Source organism: Planomonospora parontospora (assembly GCA_014647935.1).
GTDB classification, from domain to species: domain Bacteria; phylum Actinomycetota; class Actinomycetes; order Streptosporangiales; family Streptosporangiaceae; genus Planomonospora; species Planomonospora parontospora.
Window position 1 is genome coordinate 47664 of record BMQD01000005.1, and the last position, 19311, is coordinate 66974.

General features: G+C 74.5%; 16 protein-coding genes. 9 read left to right on the top strand and 7 right to left on the bottom strand.

The window, feature by feature from the left end:
* The first annotated feature begins 11 nt into the window (after positions 1 to 11).
* The 4 genes from IEZ07_RS35545 (at position 12) to IEZ07_RS09450 (ending at position 5628) form a co-directional block, all read left to right on the top strand.
* A complete protein-coding gene (locus tag IEZ07_RS35545) occupies positions 12 to 1364 on the top strand; it encodes a cytochrome P450 (RefSeq protein ID WP_239319964.1) in 1353 nt (450 codons plus the stop codon).
* 100 nt (positions 1365 to 1464) lie between these two features.
* Positions 1465 to 2958, top strand: a complete 1494-nt coding sequence (locus IEZ07_RS09440; RefSeq protein WP_191894399.1) for a class I adenylate-forming enzyme family protein — start codon at positions 1465 to 1467, stop codon at positions 2956 to 2958.
* 121 nt (positions 2959 to 3079) lie between these two features.
* A complete protein-coding gene (locus tag IEZ07_RS09445; RefSeq protein WP_191894400.1) occupies positions 3080 to 4027 on the top strand; it encodes an NAD-dependent epimerase/dehydratase family protein in 948 nt (315 codons plus the stop codon).
* 122 nt (positions 4028 to 4149) lie between these two features.
* Positions 4150 to 5628 (top strand): LCP family protein, encoded by a 1479-nt coding sequence (locus IEZ07_RS09450; RefSeq protein ID WP_239319951.1) that lies wholly within the window; start codon positions 4150 to 4152, stop codon positions 5626 to 5628.
* Positions 5629 to 5667: 39 nt separating this feature from the next.
* Here the strand turns inward: IEZ07_RS09450 and IEZ07_RS09455 are convergent, their stop codons facing one another.
* The 3 genes from IEZ07_RS09455 to IEZ07_RS09465 form a co-directional block, all read right to left on the bottom strand.
* The gene (locus IEZ07_RS09455) at positions 5668 to 6045 is read right to left on the bottom strand and encodes a type II toxin-antitoxin system VapC family toxin (RefSeq protein WP_239319950.1); all 378 of its coding nucleotides are present in this window, start codon (positions 6043 to 6045) and stop codon (positions 5668 to 5670) included.
* A gap of 17 nt (positions 6046 to 6062) precedes the next feature.
* Positions 6063 to 6353 carry a hypothetical protein gene (locus IEZ07_RS09460; RefSeq protein ID WP_239319949.1) on the bottom strand — a complete coding sequence of 97 codons (291 nt, stop codon included), beginning with the start codon at positions 6351 to 6353 and terminating at the stop codon, positions 6063 to 6065.
* Between the two features lie 98 nt (positions 6354 to 6451).
* Complete coding sequence (locus tag IEZ07_RS09465) at positions 6452 to 6955, bottom strand: DUF2867 domain-containing protein (RefSeq protein ID WP_191894402.1); 504 nt, start codon at positions 6953 to 6955, stop codon at positions 6452 to 6454.
* Positions 6956 to 7255: 300 nt separating this feature from the next.
* Between IEZ07_RS09465 and IEZ07_RS09470 the strand changes: the two genes are divergently transcribed.
* Complete coding sequence (locus tag IEZ07_RS09470) at positions 7256 to 8221, top strand: ATP-binding protein (protein ID WP_191894403.1); 966 nt, start codon at positions 7256 to 7258, stop codon at positions 8219 to 8221.
* Positions 8222 to 8285: 64 nt separating this feature from the next.
* Complete coding sequence (locus IEZ07_RS09475) at positions 8286 to 8672, top strand: SCO5389 family protein (protein WP_191894404.1); 387 nt, start codon at positions 8286 to 8288, stop codon at positions 8670 to 8672.
* 81 nt (positions 8673 to 8753) lie between these two features.
* On the opposite strand, the gene IEZ07_RS09480 is transcribed toward IEZ07_RS09475, so the two are convergent.
* The 4 genes from IEZ07_RS09480 to IEZ07_RS09495 form a co-directional block, all read right to left on the bottom strand.
* Positions 8754 to 9839: an LLM class flavin-dependent oxidoreductase gene (locus IEZ07_RS09480; protein WP_191894644.1), complete on the bottom strand. Its 1086-nt coding sequence runs from the start codon at positions 9837 to 9839 to the stop codon at positions 8754 to 8756.
* A 26-nt stretch (positions 9840 to 9865) separates the two neighbouring features.
* Entirely contained in the window at positions 9866 to 10534 is a 669-nt protein-coding gene (rnhB, locus tag IEZ07_RS09485; RefSeq protein WP_191894405.1) for a ribonuclease HII, read from the bottom strand.
* Between the two features lie 299 nt (positions 10535 to 10833).
* On the bottom strand, positions 10834 to 12162 hold the full coding sequence (locus IEZ07_RS09490) for an SWIM zinc finger family protein (RefSeq protein WP_191894406.1): 1329 nt from the start codon (positions 12160 to 12162) through the stop codon (positions 10834 to 10836).
* Positions 12163 to 12271: 109 nt separating this feature from the next.
* Complete coding sequence (locus tag IEZ07_RS09495) at positions 12272 to 13207, bottom strand: LysR family transcriptional regulator (RefSeq protein WP_191894407.1); 936 nt, start codon at positions 13205 to 13207, stop codon at positions 12272 to 12274.
* Between the two features lie 96 nt (positions 13208 to 13303).
* On the opposite strand from IEZ07_RS09495, the gene IEZ07_RS09500 reads away from it, so the two are divergent.
* The 3 genes from IEZ07_RS09500 (at position 13304) to IEZ07_RS09510 (ending at position 18926) form a co-directional block, all read left to right on the top strand.
* Entirely contained in the window at positions 13304 to 14563 is a 1260-nt protein-coding gene (locus IEZ07_RS09500) for a pyridoxal phosphate-dependent aminotransferase (RefSeq protein ID WP_191894408.1), read from the top strand.
* Between the two features lie 196 nt (positions 14564 to 14759).
* On the top strand, positions 14760 to 15404 hold the full coding sequence (locus IEZ07_RS09505; RefSeq protein WP_191894409.1) for a GNAT family N-acetyltransferase: 645 nt from the start codon (positions 14760 to 14762) through the stop codon (positions 15402 to 15404).
* 438 nt (positions 15405 to 15842) lie between these two features.
* Positions 15843 to 18926 (top strand): AfsR/SARP family transcriptional regulator, encoded by a 3084-nt coding sequence (locus IEZ07_RS09510; protein WP_191894410.1) that lies wholly within the window; start codon positions 15843 to 15845, stop codon positions 18924 to 18926.
* Positions 18927 to 19311: the final 385 nt, after the last annotated feature.

Here is a 19311-nt window from a genome sequence, read left to right on the forward strand (position 1 = left end):
CGGACCGGCTGATGGACCACGAGACGCGCCTCTACCTGGCCGCCCACCCGTTCGCCTACCCGCTGATGCGCCTGCTGGCCCGTCTCGGGCCGGTGGTCCGGGTGCCGGGGCTGGGCGTGGTGGTCAACGACGCCTCCGTGGCGCGGGCCGTGCTGACCGACGAGCGCTTCCGCAAGGACGGCCCCGGCTCGCCGGGGGACCTGTGGACGCCGGTGCTCGGGCCGTCCGTGCTGCTCAACATGGAGGGCCCGGACCACCTGGCGCTGCGCAGGAAGCTGATGCCGCTGTTCACCCCGGCCTACGTCGCGGGCCTGGTGGACGACGTGCTGCGCGAGCCGCTCGCGGCGCTGGACGCGCGCCTTGCGCGCGGCGAGACCGTCGACCTGGTGGACGCCATGCGGGTGATGGCCGGAGCCGTCATCTGCCGGATCATCGGCCTGGACCTCGGCCCGGGTTCCGGCTCACGTCCCGGCTCGGAGCCCGGAGCGGACCCCGGCTCAAGCCTCGGCGCAGAGCCCGGAGCACGCCCCGGTTCGGACCCCGGCTCACGTCCCGGCTCGGCCGCGGTCGCCGAGGCGCGGGCCAGGGAGCTGTTCGCCGAGGGGGAGCGGGTCGTCTCGATGGTCTCGCTGCGCTCCCGGCGGCTGTCGGACCGGCAGGTCGCGGTCGCCCGGCAGGTCCTGGACCGGATCGGGGACATCGCCCAGATCGCCTACGAGGCGGGGGACCCGTCCACGGTGATGGGCCGGATGCGGGAGTCGGGACTGTCCGCGGCCGAGGCGCGGGGCGCGGCCGGGGCGTTCTTCCTGACCGGGACCGAGACCGTCGCCACCTTCGTGCCCCGCCTGGTCGCGCTGGTCTCCGACCACGGCGTCGACCTCGGCCCCGCCCTCCGGGCCGGTGCGCGCCCCGGTTCCGGGACCGGAGCCGACATCGCTCCCGCGGCCGGTTCCGGGACCGGTCCCGGAACCGGCGCGGCCGTGAACGGTCTGGACGGCCTGGACCGGGTGATCGACGAGGCCATGCGGGTCACCACCCCCACCCCGCTGATGCTCCGCTCGGTCTCCGAGCCCGCGCGGGTCGGCGGGGTCGCGGTACGGCCCGGCGACCGGGTGCTGATCGTCACCCACAACTGCGCCCGCGCCCACGGTCCCTTCGACCCGTCCCGCCCGCACCCTCCCGAGCTGCGCCGCCTCTGGTTCGGCGCGGGCCCGCACTTCTGCATCGGCTACCCGCTGGCCCTGGCCGAGATCCGCGCGGTGGCCTCGACGGTGCTGTCCCGTGGCGTCCGAGTCACCGGGCGGCGCGCCGCCAGAGGGGTCCTCATCCCCACCTACGAGCACCTGTGGATCACCGCTGCATGAACGCCCCAGCCTCTCCGGACCGCCCGAACCCGCCGGACCGCCCGAACCTCCGTCCCGCGGGCACCTCCGGGATCCCTTCCACCCCCTGGACCGCCGCCGCATGAACGACATCGTCACCGGGATCATGGCCGCCGCCGGGCGGGAGCCGTACCGGACCGCGCTCGTCGACGGCCGCGGCCGGGAGATCGCCTACGGCGCGCTGGCCCGCCGGGTGGACACGGTCCGGGCCGCCATGGACGGGCTGGAGCCGGGGGACGGGGTGCTGTTCGCGGTACGGCCCGGCGTGGACGCGGTGGTGACGGCGCTGGGCGCGGTGGCGGCGGGCGGGACGCTCGTGCTGGCCGATCCGGGCCTGGCCCCCGGGGTGCTGGCCGCCCGGATGGCCGCCACCCGGCCCAGGTGGGTGGTGACCGAGTCGCTGCTGCACACCCTGAGCGGGCCGCTCAGGTCCCTGGCCCGCCGCCGCGGCCTGCTCCTGCCCGACCTGCGCGACCCCCTCCCCGGCCATCCGGTCCGCCACCTGTACGCCGGGCCCTGGCTGCCCGGGGTGCCGCGCGGCGCGCTGCGGCTGAGCCGCCTGCCGGAGCCGCCGGAGGGTCCCGGGAGTCCCGGACCGCGGCCGTCCCGGGCGGAGCAGCCCGCCGCGGTGATCTTCACTTCGGGGACCACGGCCAGCCCGCGCGGGGTCGTGCACACGCGGGGGTCGCTCGCGGCGGGGCTGGAGCTGTTCCGTGGCGCCTTCCCGCTCGGGCCGGGCGACGTCGTGCACACCGACCAGCTGATGCTGGGGCTGCCCGCGCTGATGGCCGGGGCCACCTGGTCACTGCCGGGCAGGGGACCCCTCGCGGTGGAGCTGGCGGAGCGGAGGGCCACCCACGCCTTCGCCGTCCCGGTCCGCCTGGACCGGCTGCTCCGCGAGACGCCCCGGCTGCCGAAGACGCTCCGCCACCTGCTGCTCGGCTCCGCTCCCGCACCGACCGGGGTGCTCCGCCGGGCGGTCGCCGCCGGTCCGGAGGTGCTGTCGGTCTACGCGATGACCGAGGCCCTGCCCGTCTCGATCGCCTCGGCGGAGGAGAAGCTCGCCCACACCGGGTCGGGCGCCGAGGGCGACCTGCTCGGGGCTCCCCTGCCGGGGGTGGGGGCACGCCTGGCCGAGGACGGCGAGCTGCTGGTCTCCGGGCCGCACCTGGCCGGCCGCTACCTGGGCGGGGAGCCGCTGCGCGAGGTCGCCACCGGTGACCTGGTCCGGATCTCCGGTGGCCGCCTGATCCTGCTCGGCCGGAAGAAGGACATGATCCTGCGCGACGGGTTCAACATCTACCCCGGCCTCTACGAGCCCGCGATCACCGCGCTGCCCGGCGTCGCCGAGGCCGCCATCGTCGGCCTGGCCGACCCGGAGACCGGTGACGAGGAGGTCGTGCTCGCCGTCGTCCCCGCGTCCGGCTACGACGAGGCGCGGCTGCGCGGGGCCCTGCCGGACCTGGTGGACGCCGGCGCCCTCCCCGACCGGATCGTCGCCCTCGGCGCCTTCCCCCGCTCGGGCCGCGCCGACAAGCTCGACCGCGCCGCGCTCCGCGCCCTGGTGGCCCGGTGAGCGCCGCGGTCGACGGCCGGACGAGCGGCCGGACAAGCGGCCGGACAAGCGGTCGGACAAGCGGTCGGGTGAACGGCCCGGGGGGGCAGGTGCCGGCGGCCGGGAGGGACGGGGTCCGGCGATGAGGATCGCGGTGACGGGCGCGTCGGGGTTCGCGGGCGGCGCGGTGTGCCGGGCGGCCCGCGCCGAGGGCTGGGAGGTGCACGCCTTCGGGCGGCGGCCCGCGGTGCAGCCCGCCCACGTCGGCGGCGCGCCGTACCTGGCGTGGGACCTGCTCGGCGGGCGGGGCCCGCGGCCCGGGCTGCCGGAGGTGGACGCGGTGGTCCACTGCGCGGGCGGCGTCACGGACTGGGGGCCGCCGGCGGAGATCTGGGCGGCCAACGTGGCCGGGACGCGGAGCGCGGCGGAGGCGTTCCCCCGGGCCGGGTTCGTGCACGTGAGCACGGCGAGCGTCTACGACCCGTTCCGGCCGACCGTGATGGCGCGTGAGGACGAGGCCCCGGTCGCACGGTACGTCAACGCCTACGGCGCGTCCAAGGCCGCCGCGGAGCGGGCCGCGGCGGAGGCGGCCCCGGGCCGGACGATCGTCCTGCGCCCGCACGCCGTCTACGGTCCCGGGGACACGACCCTGCTCCCCCGCGTGCTCGGCGCGGTCCGGGGCCGGCGGCTGGTCGCCGTGGGCGACGGGCGGCAGCGGGTCAGCCTCACCTCGGTGGAGAACCTGGCCCGGGCCTGCCTGCTCGCGGCCGAGGCCGTACGGCGCGGCACCTGCGGTGTCCTCAACGTCACCGACGCCGAGCCGGTCGTCCTGGACGACGCGCTGCGCGCGATCCTGCGGGAGCGAGGCGTCGTCGCGGAGCCGTACTATCTGCCGCTCCGGCTCGCCGAGCCCGTCGCCGCCGTCGCCGAGACGGCCGCCCGGCTGCTCGGGCGGACGAGGCCGCCCCGCCTGACCCGGTACGCCGTCGGCCATCTGGCCGTCGAGCGCACGCTGGACATCACCGCCGCCCGCGAGGTGCTCGGCTACCGTCCGGCGCCCACGTCGTTCGCGGGCGCCGCGGACTGGTGAGCCCGGCGGGGGCGGCATTCCCAGTCGGATTGATCGGGACATGACCTAATACATGGGCTAATGAGCCGATATCAGGCACTAACCTGCGGCAGCCTCGGGGACGCACGGGGAATAGTGAAAAGATGGCAGGTCACAGGCGTCGTCCCGGCATCGGATCGAGCCTGGCGTTCACGCTCGGCTCGGCGGTGCTGTGGGGTCTGGCCCACCTGCGGGCCGGGCGGCGCAGGACGGGCGTCCTGCTCATGGTCTCCTCCCTGACCGTGATCACCGCGGCCGCGACCGCGTTCCTCACCGCCGAGTCCTCCCTGCTGGCCCTGGCCGTGCGGCCCGGCTGGCTGCAGGCCTTCGGGGCGGTGGCGCTGCTGCTGGGGACCGTCACCGTGGCCGTGGTCATCCGGTCCCACCGGCTCCTCCGGCCGCAGGGCCTCGGCCGTGCCGGCCGCCGCCTGTCCGCCTTCGCTGTGGGCCTGCTGTGCGTGCTGGTGATGCTCCCCGCGGTGTACGCCGCCCGGCTCGCCCACGTCTCCCAGCACGTGATGACCACGCTGTTCGCGGCCGGTCCCACCCCCGTGCCGGCCGACCCGTGGCAGGGCCGGGAGCGGCTCAACGTCCTGCTGGTCGGCGCGGACGCCGCCACCGGCCGGTACGGCGTGCGCACCGACAGCGTGACCGTGGCGAGCGTCGACACCCGCACCGGTGACACGGTCCTGCTCGGCCTGCCCCGCAACCTGGAGCACGTCCCCATGCCGGCCGGCCCGGCCCGCGACCGGTTCCCGCACGGCTTCGCGGGCGAACCGCCGCACACGCCGGGGATCCTGAACGAGATCTGGCAGTACGCCGAGGACCACCCCGAGACGGTCCCCGGCACCCCCGACGGCGAGCGCGGTCCCACCCTGCTGAAGCGGACGGTCGGTGACGTCCTCGGTCTGGACGTGCCCTACTACGCGATGGTCGACATGCGGGGCTTCGCCAAGATGATCGACGCGATGGGCGGCGTCCGCCTCACCGTGCCCGCGCCCATCGTGTACGGCAGGCGGAACGAGGGCGTCGTCCGGCCCGGCACCCGCGTCCTGTCCGGCGAGGAGGCGCTCTGGTACGGCCGGTCCCGCACCCACACCAGCGACTACGTCCGGATGAGCCGGCAGAAGTGCCTGCTGAACGCCGTGGCCAAGCAGGCCGACCCGGTGACGGTCATCGGCGGCTTCGAGGAGATCGCGGACGCCGCGCTGGACACCGTGTCCACCGACATCCCCCGGCCGCTCCTGCCCCACCTGGTCGACCTGGCCGACAAAGTGAAGGGGACCCGGATCAGGAGCCTGCAGTTCGTCCCGCCCGCGATCGACCCCGTCGCGCCCGATTACCCCCTGATCAGACGCAAGGTCGCCGCCGCGCTGCCCCCCGGCGCCACCGCCGCGTCCGGCCCGGCCGCCCGGCCGGCCACCCCTGCTCCCGCCTCGCCACCGAGCCCGACGGCATCGACGGCATCGGAATCCGGCCCGGCGCCGACCTCCGGCACGACCCCGGCGTCCACACCGACACCGACGCCGACACCGACACCGACACCTCAGGAGACCGTCGTCCTCGACGAGACCTGCCCTTGATCTCCTCCGGCCGGAAAGCGCGGCGCCCCGCAGGAGCCGTCAGACGGGCACCAGGGTGATGCGCTCACCACACAGGACGGACATGTCGTCGACATCGGAGGTGAGCATCACGACAGGACCGGGCTGACTGCGGGCGGTGACCGCGACCATGGCGTCGAGCGCGTACTTGTGCCCGTGCAATCCCGTCTCCATCAGCAGCTGAGCCGCCTCCCTGAGGCGTTCGGCGCCGAGTGGTTCGATGACGAGCTGCGACAGCACGTAGTTCAGCCGTGACCGCTTGATCCCCGCGTGCTGCACCTCGATCAGGGTGGCTCCGCTGATCACCCGGTTGGCCCCGCGGTCAAGGGCCGAACGCACCAGGTTCATCACCGCGCGATCCTGCTCCATGTACAGCGACAACCCTTGAGAGTCGAGCACGAGAGTGCCTCCGCCCTCTATCCGGCGGCCCGCCATCCCGCCTCCCGCTGCTCGGCGGCCGACCAGACATCCAGGGCGGTGCGCCTCTCGCCGTCGCTGAACGCCCCGTGCTCCCGCTCGTATTCGTCCAGGTAGGAGGCGGTCGCACGATTGCGCAAGTGCTCCTCCACCGCCGCCGCGACCAGTGCCGACACCCCCCGGTTCCCCACCATCTCACGCAACGCGTGAACGGTGCCCTCCGGCAGGGAGACACTGATCACCTTCGCGGGACCTTCACCGATCCCCGGCATGCTCGCTTCCTCGATCACACCTCAATTTAACAATCGGATTAGCAATTCGTCTCCCCGGCGCTGGAAACGCGCCCGCCCTCCAGCCGCCGTCCCGGCGGCTCCCCGGGCGGCCCCGGCTACGAGCGCGCCCTCCCGGCCCTCGGCGCGACTCCCGCCCTGGCCATGCCCGCGACCACCAGGTGGTGGAAGGGGCGGATGACGTTGAAGTAGACCGGCCCGGTCCAGCGGTGGTACTTCACGACCGTCACGACGTGGAAGCGGCCGGGCTCGGCCACCACCGCGATCCACGCGCTCAGGTGCGACTCCGTGGTGCCCGCCACGAAGTAGCGCCCCTCCTCGGCCTCGGCGACGGTGAAGAAGGCCAGCTTCTCCCCGGGCGTGAACGGGACGTCCTGCGGGCGCAGGCCCGCGGCCGAGGGCAGCTCGCCCTGGCGCATGCCGAGCAGGCGCACGAACCCCGCCCGGACGCGGTAGAGGAAGCGCATCCAGCCCGGCTCGTAGGAGATGAGCCCGGCCAGGAACTCCCTGAGGGTGACGTCCCCCTCGACTGTCTTGACGTCCACGTGGTCCGCGTCCCGGGTGAGGGTGCGGAGCTCCGGCCATTCGACGGCGTACGGCATGGTCGCTCCTGATCGGAGAGTAGGAGGGCAGGGCGGCCGGATCCGGCCGCCCGGAAGGGCTCCGGCCCGGCGGGCCCTGCCGGGTCGCCACTCGAGACGATTCCATACGGTCCCGTATGGTCTGCACCCGGGGTGCCCCGGACCGGGTCACGGCACGTCCCCCTTTCCGCCGACCCACACCCGGACCGGGTCACGACACGCCCCTCTTTCCGCCAACCCGCACCCGCACCTCACTCGCCGTGGCATGATGGCCACGCGCAGAGGTTGCAATGGTTTTCATAATCAGATTGGATCGTCGTCGTGAGGGTGGCATTCGTCGGCAAGGGCGGCAGCGGAAAGACGACTCTGTCGGCGCTGTTCGCGAGATACACGGCACGTCAGGGCGGCCCGGTCGTCGCCGTCGACGCCGACATCAACCAGCACCTGGGCATGGTGCTGGGCGTGGAGGAGGACGGGTTGCCCCGCCCGATGGGCTCCCACCTGGCCGAGATCAAGGAGTGGCTGCGCGGCGACAACCCCCGCATCACCTCGGCCGCCGCCATGGTCAAGACCACCCCGCCCGGCCGCGGCTCCCGGCTGCTGAACCTGGATCCGGCCGACGACCCGGTCCACGCCCGTTTCTCGGCCGTGACGCCGGAGGGCCCGCGCCTGATGGTCACCGGCCCGTTCAACGAGGAGGACCTCGGCGTCGCCTGCTACCACTCCAAGGTCGGCGCGGTGGAGCTCTACCTCAACCACCTCGTCGACGGCCACGGCGAGCACGTCGTGGTGGACATGACCGCCGGGGCGGACTCCTTCGCCTCCGGTCTGTTCACCCGTTTCGACATGACCTTCCTGGTCGCCGAACCGACCCGCCAGGGCGTCGGCGTCTACCGGCAGTACCGCGAGTACGCCGCCGACTACGACGTGCCCATCGCGGTCGTCGGCAACAAGGTCCAGGGCCCCGGCGACGTCGCCTTCCTGCGCGAGCACATCGGCGACGACCTGCTCGTCTGCCTGGAGCACTCGGCCGCGGTGCGGGCCATGGAGCAGGGCCGCCCGTTCACCCTGGAGGACCTGGAGCCCGCCAACGCCGACGCCCTCGGCGTGCTGCTCAAGCACGTCGACTCCCAGGAGAAGGACTGGGAGCGGTTCGGCCGCCAGACCGTCGAGTTCCACCTGCGCAACGCGCGGGCCTGGGCGAACCGGGCCGTGGGCGAGGACCTCGCGGCCCAGGTCGACCCGGATTTCGTCTTCGGGCCCACACGAGTGTCGCTCCAGCGCTAGGTGGAGCGGCGGACGGACCCGATCTAGTGTCTGAAAGATCCCCTTTCCGAGAGGAGAACGCAGCATGTCGCTGACCGTTTCCAAGGACCTTCTCGACCAGGCCCAGGCCGGCGAGGTGGACGACGCGGCGTTCGTCGCCTGCGTCCGCGACTCCCTGCCCTACGCCTGGTCCCTGATCGACGGCCTGGTCCGGGAGCGGGCGCGCACCGGCGCCGAGTTCACCGACAACACCGTCCCCCCGCCCAGCGAGGAGGCCCGCGGCCAGCTCCTGCGCTGCCTGGCCAGCGACGCCATGCGCGGCGCCCTGGAGCGCCACTTCGGAGTGCGGCTGGCCTTCCAGAACTGCCACCGGGTCGCGGTCTTCGACCCGTCCGCCACTTCGGCCCACGCCGAGTTCACCACCGCCCGTTCCCAGATCCTCAACCAGTCCCCCGAACTCGTCGACTGCTGAGGCTTGTGCTCCTCCGGGTCCGCCGGGCGGTGTCCGGCGGACCCGGAGTCGCGCTCCCGTCCCTCCCCGTGCCCCGGTCGGCTAACGGATCCGGGGCAGGACCTCGGCGCCGAGGCGTCTGATGTTCTCCATCGTCCGGGCGTGGTCGCCCGCGCCCTCGACCATCAGGATCAGGTGCCGCAGGCCCGTCGCGGCGGCGGTCCGCTGGATCGACGCGACGCAGTGGTCCGCCGAGCCGACCGGGTGCGTCCCGCACAGGAAGTCCACGTAGGCCGGGACGTCCCGGCGCGGTCGAGGCCGCCCGTCCACCGGCACGTATCCCGCCAGCCCCGGCTCCAGCCAGTGCGGCATGCTCTCCCTCAGCTCCCGTACGGCCCGCGCCGTCGAGTCGGCCACGTACCCCACGGCGGCGGCGACGTGCCCGGGGTCCCGCCGCCCCGCCGGACCGCACACCGGGGCGTCCTCCTGATCGAGCCCCACCTGACCGGACCCCGCCTGACCGGACCCCGCCTGATCGGCCGCCGACGCGTCCGCCCGTCCCGGATCCGCGGCGTCGTAGGCCCGGATCATGGCCGCCTTCTCCTCGTCGCCGACGTGCATGCCGAGCAGCATCGGCAGCCCCCGCGCGGCGGCCAGCGCCGCGGTCCCCGGCGAGGTGCAGGCCACCACCGGCCGCAGCCGCGCCGCCGGGACCACCGGCACCCGGCGGAACCTGAAGAACTCCCCGTCGGCCGCGACCTCGCCCCGTTCCAGCGCCGCGCAGAGCAGGTCGAGCGACTCGGCGAAGCCCCGCTCGAACCGGTCCAGCCCGGTGCCGAACACCTCCAGGTCCACCCACGGCCCGCCCCGGCCCACGCCCAGCAGGAAACGCCCGCCCGAGACCTGGTCGAGGACGGCCGCCTGCTCGGCCAGGTCGACGGGGTGCCGGGTGGACAGCACGCTCACCGCCGTCCCCACCCGGATCCGGGTCGTACGGCCCAGCGCCACCCCGGCCAGCGTCGCCGCCGACGGGCACACGCCGTACGACATGAAGTGGTGCTCGGCGATCCACGCGTCGTCGAACCCGGCCTCCTCGGCGGCGACGACCGCCTCGACCGTGTCCCGCAGCACCTCGCCCGGCGGGCGGCCGGGGAAGCCCGCCGCGACCAGGAAGACGCCGAGCCGCATCGCCCCGGCCGTCCCCATCGCCCCGGCTACCCGAAGAGCCCGAGCTGGCCCGCGCCCGCCGCGGCGTCGCGGTGCCTCCTGAGGTGGCGCCAGCGGGGCAGCTTGTCGAGGTAGGACCAGGACAGCCGGTGGTGCTCGGTCGGGCCGTGCTCGGCGAGGGCCTTCTGGTGGACCGGGGAGGGGTAGCCGGCGTTGCTCGCGAAGCCGTACGCGTCGAGGCCGAGGGAGGCCATGTAGGCGTCGCGGCGGACCTTGGCGATCACCGAGGCGGCGGCGACGGAGACGCAGGACAGGTCGCCCTTGATCTCGCACCGGACCTGCCAGGGCGGGCCCAGGTAGTCGTGCTTGCCGTCCAGGATCACCGCGTCGGGCCGGACCGGCAGCTCGGCGAGGGCCCGGCGGGCGGCCCGGCGCAGCGCCTCGGTCATGCCGAAGGCGTCGATCTCCTCGTGGGACGCCTCGCCGTACCCGATCCCGGCGGCCCAGCCGGTGATCTCGGCGACCATGGCCTCGCGGCGGGCCCGGCTGAGCAGCTTGGAGTCGGTGAGCCCGGCGGGCGGCTCGGACAGGTCCGTGACCACCGCGCAGACCGCCACCGGACCGGCCCACGCCCCCCGGCCGACCTCGTCGATCCCGGCCACCAGCTTCGACCCGCCGTCGGACAGCAGGTTCTCGAGCGCGTAGGAGGGAGGCACAGGAGAAGCCTAACCTCGCGCTTTCGCCGCGGGGACGGCCTGGCTCGACCGTCCGAACGTGGAGAGCGCCCGAACCGGGACGACGGACTCATCCGCCGCGTCCCGGGCGGTGGTCTCCCCCGCTCGGCGTCGTGGCCGGGCGCGGCAGTCCCGGCCTCGGCACGGAGATCGCCAGAGGTCATGGCGCGGTTCCGGTGAGCTGGGCGTGAACCGGAGGGCCTCGGCGATCTCCGCGTAGCGGTGCAGCAGGAAGTCGTGGGGCGGGGAGACACGATTGGGGCGGGGCAGCAGCGCGGGGGTCAGCGGGACGCCTCCACGGCGGCGCGGGCGACGATCCGGGCGGCCAGCACGTGTTTGCACGGCCCGCGGGAGCCGCGATGGTCCCACCACCACTCGCAGGTGCAGGAGCCGTCGGTCAGCGAGACCCGGCGCGCGCCGCCCGTGGTGCGGACGGTGGCCAGCTCGCCTTCGAGGTGCACGGCGCCCGCGTCGACGAGCTTGCGCGCCTTGGCCAGCCGCGGGTTGAGCAGGATCACGTTGTCCTTGTCATAGGGCAGCTCGCGGTGGAAGTGGGCGGCCTCCGACAGGTCGTAACCGACCCGGCCGGCGACGCCGAGCCGCGTCAGCGCGGCCCGCACCCGGTCGGCGGGGATGCCCGCGCGGTCGGCCAGCAGGCCGATCTCGACCTCGGGCTCGAAGTTGAGCAGCATGCCCACCACGTCGGCGTCGTCCTCGGCCTCGTCGGTGGCCAGGTCGTCGAGCACCGCGCCCTCTCCGGAGAAGCCCCGCCAGCGCTCCGGTGAGAGGGTGAGCGTGTAGCGCATGCCCGGCAGCTCCAGCTCCCAGGCGCTGGAGGCGTCGTCGGCCGGGCCGTACACCCGGAGGGACTTCGCGAAGCGCAGCAGCGGCAGGAGGGTGCCGAGCCGGTTGGGGCCGGCGAGCCGGACCGAGCCCGGGACCTGGCGGTCGGAGACCTTCAGGTCCCGCCCCGCCTGTGCCACCCACACCGTGCCCTTCCTGGGCAGCCCGCGCAGGAACCGGACCGCCGCCATGCCTGCCAGCTCACCGCGCCGGTCCATGCCCGAGGCGATGACCTGGACCTCGGCGAAGCCGCGCAGCCAGCGCTCGGGCAGCGGCACCTTCTTCTCCACCACCGCGCCGTCCATCGTGGTCACGACCAGCTCGTCGAGCCCGACCCCCAGGTGCAGCGGGTCACGCGGGCCGATGCGCGCCAGCGCCTCCCGGAGCGGCGCGTTCACGTCGACGTTGGTGGTGCCCCGGTCGAACACCTCGCCGTCGAGCGCGCCGCTCAGCAGATCGAGCCGGGCGTACACGCCGCCGCAGGCCGAGAACGACTCGAACCGCAACCGGTCCCCGTTGCACGTCACCACCGGGTCGCGCACCCAGCCGGGCCGCGCCTGCGGCTGGTGGTAGCGGGCCAGCGCCACGTCGGCGACGCCGAGCAGCGCCGCCGCGGCGGGGGCCGCCTGGGTCACCACACCGCTGAAGAACCGGGGGGCCACGGCCGGGCCGGACAGGGCCCGCCCGCCGGAGGTCGCCAGTCCGAGGCGACCGTCGACGAGGGAGGAGGGCGCGGCGTACGTGTACGCCTGCGTCGCTGAAGTCATGGCCTGGACGTTAGATCGCCCCACCGACAAACCGGCGTGGCGGATCCGGCCTCGCCCGCCCTCGGATCCACGGTCACGGACCCGGCCTCGCCCGCCCTCGGATCCGCGGTCACCTCACCTCGGGCTCGAGGGCGGTGAGATCGGCCGCGAGGTAGCGGGCGGCGGTGTGGACGGCCCGCAGGGTCACCGCGACGGCGGGGCGGTGCACGCTGGAGGCGCGGACGACCGCGTGCACGTCGCGGCCGGCCGGAGTGCCGGGGATCTCTCGGACGGCGATGCCGCGCACGCCCGCCGCCAGGGCCAGGGCGGGCACCGCGGCGATGCCGACGCCCTTGGCGACCAGGCTGAGGACGGTGCTCAGCCCTTCGAACTCCCACGGCACCGGACCGGCCCCGCCGACCTCGGCCATCATGCGGTCGACGGCCATCCGGGAGGGCTCGCCGTCCGGGGTGGCCATCCACGGCTCGTCGCGCAGCTCCGCCAGGTCGACCGGCTCGTCCGGTGAGGCGAGGCGGTGCGTGCGCGGCACCACGAGCACCAGCGGGTCGCGCAGCAGCGGGAAGACCCGCATGGTCTCCGACTCGCGCATCCGGCCGTACCAGTCGTCCACCACGGCGATGTCGGCCGTGCCCGACTGGACCTCGCGGGCGCCCCGCCCCGAGCGGCCCTGCACCATCCGGAGGGTCAGCGCGGTGTGGCGGCGCAGCAGCCGGGCCAGGGCGGGCGCGAAGGCCACGGCTGCGGTGGGGAAGGCGGTGACGGTGACCCGGCCCGACGGGGTGCCCGCCTGGGCGGACAGATCGGACTCGGCGGCCTCCACCATGGCCAGGATGCGCTCGGCGTGCTCGACGAGGCGGCGGCCCGCGTCGGTCAGCTCGGCGCTGCGGGCGGTCCGGTCGATCAGCGTGGCGCCGGACTCGCGCTCCAGCGCGGCCAGTTGCTGGGAGACCGCCGACGGGCTGTACCCGAGGGAGGCGGCGGTCGCGGCGATGCTCCCCTTCCGGGCGAACTCGCAGATCAAGGCCAGGCGGCGCAGGTCGAGCATCGGATCTCCTTACGGCCACCCACATGAATCGAAGCTTGTCGTGATGCCTCCATCCCACCACGCTGGGAACGTTCCGCACCACAGGGGGGAATCATCATGAACATCACCGTTTCCGCCACTTTGGCGGCAAATGAGGAAATCGACCGGCGACGGCGCGCGGGCCACCGCGTGTTGAACCTCGCCTTCGGCGAGGCGGGCCTGCCGGTCCACCCCGCACTGCAGGAGCGGCTCTCCGCCGCGGCCGGGCAGAACGGGTACGGACCGGTCGCGGGAGCCGCCGCGCTGCGCGAGGCGGCGGCCGGATACTGGACCCGCCGGCGCCTGCCCACCGACCCCGGGCTCGTCGTCTGCGGCCCCGGCAGCAAGCCCCTGCTGTACGGCCTGCTGCTCGCGATCGGCGGCGACGTCGTGCTGCCCGTGCCGAGCTGGGTCAGCTACGCCGCCCAGGCCGAGCTGGCCGGGGCGCGCTCCCTGCCCGTCCCGGCGCTTCCCGGCGGGGGCGGCGCGCCGGACCCGGAGCGGGTGGTCCCCGCCGTCCTGCGGGCCCGCGCCGCGGGCCGGGACGTGCGCTCGCTGCTGGTCACGCTCCCCGACAACCCCAGCGGGACGCTCGCGGGGGCGGACACGGTCAAGCAGCTCGCCGAGGTCGCCCGCGAGCTCGACCTGGTGATCGTCTCCGACGAGATCTACCGCGACCTCGTCCACGACCCGGACGCCGGCTTCCTCAGCCCCGCCGAGGCGGCTCCCGAACGCACCGTCGTCACCAGCGGGCTCAGCAAGAGCCTGGCCCTGGGCGGCTGGCGGATCGGCGTGGCCCGGCTGCCCTCCGCCCGGCTGCGCGACCGGCTGCTCGCGGTGGCCAGTGAGATCTGGTCCAGCCCGGCCGCCCCCGTCCAGCAGGCCGCCGCCTACGCCTACACCGAGCCCCCCGAGCTCGTCGAGCGGATCGGCCGCAGCAGGCGGCTGCACGCCGCGGTCGCGCGGGCGGTGCACGTCCGGCTCACCGCGGCGGGCGTGCGGACCGCCGCTCCACAGGGGGGCTTCTACCTCTACCCGGACTTCACCGGCCGCCTGGACCCCGCCGGGGCCGGCCGGGACGTCTCCACCTCCGCCGGGCTGGCCGCGCTCCTGCTCGACGCGCACGGTGTCGGCGTGCTCCCGGGGCACGCCTTCGGCGACGATCCGGCGGCGCTCCGGGTCCGGATGGCGACCAGCCTCCTGTACGGCGAGACCACCGAGCAGCGGCTGGCCGCGCTGAGCACCCCGGACCCCCTCGCGCTGCCCTGGATCGCGGCCTCCCTCGCCCACCTCGGCGAGGCCCTCGACGGCCTGGTCGCCCCGCGCTCCGCCCGCTGAGGAGGACCGCCGCCGGGCCGTACGTCTCAGTTTGGAGAAGGCCCGCCGGAGCGCGCGGACCGCGTGCCGGAGGACACCCTTCTGAGCTGCGGTTTCATCCGTCCCTCGCGATCGGTCAGGCGCTTTCCCGGACGCTCACGAAGATGTCCCGCGCCATTTGGCATTGAGCGTCGCAGAGAGCCCTCATCATGTGCTCATGCCCGCTTTTGTCACCCTGTCCGGGCGCCTCGTGCGCCTGGAGCCGCTCAGCCTCGCGGCCGTCGACGACCTCGTCGCCGCGGCGGGTGAAGACCGTACGACGTACGGGTTCACCCGCGTCCCCCATGGCCGGGACGAGATGGCCTCCTACGTGGAGGCCGCTCTGGCTGAGCAGGCGGAGGGCCGCACGATGCCCTTCGCCATCCGGTGGCTGCACACCGACCGAATCGTCGGTGCCACCCGTCTCATGAACCTGGAGTACTGGCAGGGCCCCATGCCCTGGCCGCCGGGCGCGCGTGGAGCGGTGGGCGAGGTCCCGTCCGTGGCGGACATCGGTTACACCTGGCTGGCCGCCTCGGCCCAGGGGACCGGCGTCAACCGGGAGAGCAAGTACCTGATGCTCTCGCTCGCCTTCGAGACCTGGCAGGTCCACCGTGTCACCCTCAAGGCGGACGTGCGGAACGCACGCTCCCGGGCCGCCATCGAAGCCCTCGGCGCACACCTCGACGGTGTACGGCGGGCGGAGAGCCGAGGCGCCGACGACACGGTCCGAGATACCGCGTTCTACTCGATCCTGAGTTCCGAATGGCCGCTCGTGCGAGAACGCCTGCACGAGCGGCTCGGACTCGTCGAGGCCGCGTGAACGTCACCGCAACTTCGAAATAGTGACTCCTCCGCTCCCTGAAGGGAGCGGCTTCTCGCTTTCCTCTGTCGAGGTAGGCGACGGACAAGCCCTGCCCGTTTCAAGCAAAAAACCGTAACAGGGAAGCGACTCCCCTGCCGGGCGAACCCGGCAGTCCCCTCGCTAGATCTGATGGAGAAAGGCCCGCTCGGAATTCATTCCGGGCGGGCCTTTTCCATCGGCGGCACCCCCTGCCGCCACCACCCCCGTCAACCGGGCACGGCCGCCCCCGTAGGGGCCGTGCTCGGCTGCGACACCAGCGTCCCGCCCGGGGTTCAACGCCCGATCAACGGCCGATCAACGCTCCGACTGGCCGGTCGTCCAGGCGAGCTATGGGGCGAGGGACAAAGGATCTATTATTTGGTCATAAAACTTCCCATTAGGGTGGAGATACCGGACATGGCTGCACAGGACGGCGACAACGGCCTGCGCTTCGCCGTACTCGGCCCCGTCCAGGCCTGGCGCGATGGCGCCGAGCTGGACCTGGGCACCCCGTTGCAACGTTCCATTCTGGCGATGCTGCTGGTCCGCGAGGGGCGGGCCGTGACACCCGCCGAGATGATCGACGGCGTCTGGGGGGAGGAGGCCCCTCCCCGCGCCCTCGGCGCGCTGCGCACCTACGTCTCCCGGCTGCGCGCCGTGCTCGAACCGGACCGCTCCCCCCGCACCCCGCCGACGCTGCTCACCTCGGTCGGCCGGGGCTACGCGCTACGACTGGCCGGGGCCTGGTTCGACCTGAACCGCTTCGAGGCCGGGATCCAGGAGGCGGAGGCGGCCCGCCGTGCCGGGGACCCCGGCGGGGCGGCCGGGATCCTGCGCGCGGCGCTGGCGCTGTGCACCGGCGAACCGCTGGCCGGAGCCGTCGGCCCCTACGTCGAGCACCAGCGTGACCGGCTGGTGGAGTGCCGGATGAGCGCGCTGGAAACCCTGATGGACCTCGACCTGGAGCTCGGCCGGCACGCCGAGGTCGTCTCCGACCTGATCGCGCTCACCGGCGACCACCCGCTCCGCGAACGGCTGCGCGCCCAGCTCATGCTCGCCTACTACCGGTGCGGGCGGCAGGCGGACGCGCTGGCGGTCTTCACCGACACCCGCCGGGCGCTCGTCGACGAGCTGGGCATCGATCCCGGGCCCGAGCTGACCGCCCTGCACCGGCGCATCCTCTCCGGCGACCCGGCCCTCGCCGCCCCTCCCGCCGCCGCCCCTCGTGCCGCCTCTTCCGCCGCCCCGGAACGGCACTCCGCGCCCGCGCCCGCTCACGGGCCCGCACCCGTGCCCGTGCCCGTGCCCGGCGAGGGGTACGAGCCTCCGGAGCTGCCCCGCCCGGCGCAGCTGCCCGCGGCGGTGAGCGACTTCACCGGCCGCCGCCAGATCATCGACCGGCTCCGCGTCCTGCTCTCCGCGCAGGACGGCGCGGACGGCTCGGAGGGGGTCCCGGTCGCGGCCATCTCGGGCATCGGCGGCGTGGGCAAGACCGCCCTGGCGGTGCACGTCGCCCACGCCATGCACGACCGCTTCCCCGACGGGCAGCTCTACGCCGACCTGCGCGGGTACGGCGACGAGCCGACCGCGCCGGAGTCCGCGCTGGCCGCCTTCCTGCGCGGCCTGGGACTGCCCGCCGACGTCATCCCGGACGGCCTGGCGGAGCGCTCGGCGCTGTTCCGCTCGCTGCTGGCCGACCGCCGGATGCTGGTCCTGCTCGACAACGCCCGCGACGCCGCCCAGGTCGGCCACCTGCTCCCGGGGTCCTCCGGCTGCGCGACGATCGTGACCAGCCGCCACAAGCTCGCCGACCTGCCCGCGGCGCGCCTGGTCGACCTGGACGTGATGGAACCGGAGGAGGCGCTGGGGCTGCTGCGCGCGGTCGCCGGGACCGAGCGGGTGGACTCCGAGCGGGCCGCCGCGATGGACGTGGTCGCCGCGTGCGGCTTCCTCCCGCTGGCCGTGCGGATCGTGGCGGCCCGGCTGGCCGCCCGTCCCACCTGGACGGTCGCCTCCCTGGTCCCCCGGCTCGCCGACGAGCGCCGCCGCCTGGACGAGATGCGGGTGGGCGACCTCGCGGTGGAGTCGACCTTCGCCCTCGGGTACGGCCAGCTCACCTCCGCCCAGGCCAGGGCGTTCCGGCTGCTCTCCCTGCCCGGCGGGCCGGACATCTCGGTCTCCGCCGCCTCGGCCGTACTGGACCTGGACCCGATGGAAGCCGAGGACCTGCTGGAGTCCCTGGTGGACGCCAGCCTGCTGGAGGCCCCCGCCCCCGGCCGCTACCGCTTCCACGACCTGCTCAAGCTCTTCGCCCGCCGGGCCGCCGAGCGCGCCTCCGGCTCCGCCGCCCGGCCGGACGCCGGGTCCGGTCCTGAGGCTCTGCGCCGGCTGCTCTGCTTCTACCTGGCCTCCGCGCGGTCGGCGCACCGGCTCGCCTACGAGGGCAGCACGGTGGCCGACCGGTTGGCCGTCTCCGGGAGCGGGCACGCGTTCACCTCCGCCGACGAGGCCGTGACCTGGCTCTCGGTCGAGGCCGAGGGCCTGTTCGCGTCCATCTCCCAGGCCGCCGCGGACACGCGGGACGCCGCCGGCCTGCTGCCCGCCGCCGACCTGCTGCTCGCCATGGAACCGCTGCTGGAGTCCGGCAGCCACGTCCGCGAGTTCGGCCTGCGGATCCGCGAGGTGCTCGCCGCCGCCCGGCGCCTGGACGCGCCCTCCGCGGAGCTGCGCTGCCGCTACGTGCGCGGCAGGCTGCTGTTCGGCGCGAACCGGTTGACGGAGGCCGAGCAGGAGTTCCGGGCCGTGCTGGAGCTGTCGGCGGGCGGCGACCGGATCGTCACCGGGGAGGCGCTCAACGCGCTGGCCGTGGTGGTCGGGCGGCAGCGCCGCCACACCGAGGCCCTGTCCTGGTTCGACGCGGCCCGCAAGGAGTTCCGGGAGAACGACGCCCCGGGCGGCGAGGCCCTGACGCTCAGCTACTCCGCCCGCGACCACCTGTTCCTCGGCCAGCCCGAGGAGGCGATCGCCGCCGCCGAGCAGGGGCTGGCGGTCTTCAGCGAGATCGGTTCCGCCGCCGGCACCGCGCGGGCCCGCTACCACCTGGGCATCGTGCTGTCCCGGGTCGGGCGCCTCAACGAGGCGGTCCACCACCACGCCGAGTGCCTGGCCTTCTTCCGGGCGGGCAACCAGCGGGTGTGGGAGCAGCGGGTCTGCTCGCGGCTGGCCGAGACGCTCATCGCCGCCGGGCGCTTCGCCGACGCGACCCGCCACGCCGAGCAGGCCCTCGCCGTCAGCCGCGAGATCGGCCACCCCTACGGCGAGGCCCAGGCCCTATGGGTGCTGGGCCGGGCGCTCTCCGGACTCGGCGAGGCCCGGCGCAGCCGCGCCTGCCTCGTCCGCGCCCACGACCTCTTCTCCCGTCTGGGCGCCCCCGAGGCCGGGGACCTGCGCACCCTGCTCGACCGCGACCGGGTCGACGACGGGTCCGAGCCCGTCGTATAGGGCGTCGTCGAGACGCGTCATCCACACGTGATTGATCACGGACGGGCTCCGCCCTGTGCTGATTGCGACGCTGCGCGTCGCGGCTCGGGGGCCGGTAACCGCCGTCTTCCCTCGTCGCTCATCCGCTGCGCTCCTTCGCTCCTCGGTCCAGACGCCGGAGCCCCCTCGCGGGCTCCTTCGCTCCTCGGTCCAGACGCCGGAGCCCCCTCGCGGGCTCCTTCGCTCCTCGGTCCAGACGCCGGAGCCCCCTCGCGGCCGGGCCGACGTCGACGGGGTCGTGGTCCGGCCGGCCGTCAGGTCGCCGTTCGGCGCGCAGGGGTCCGGGATCAACCGGTGCGCCGAACGGTGACCGGCCGCCTCTCACGACGACCGGCCGGACTCGGAC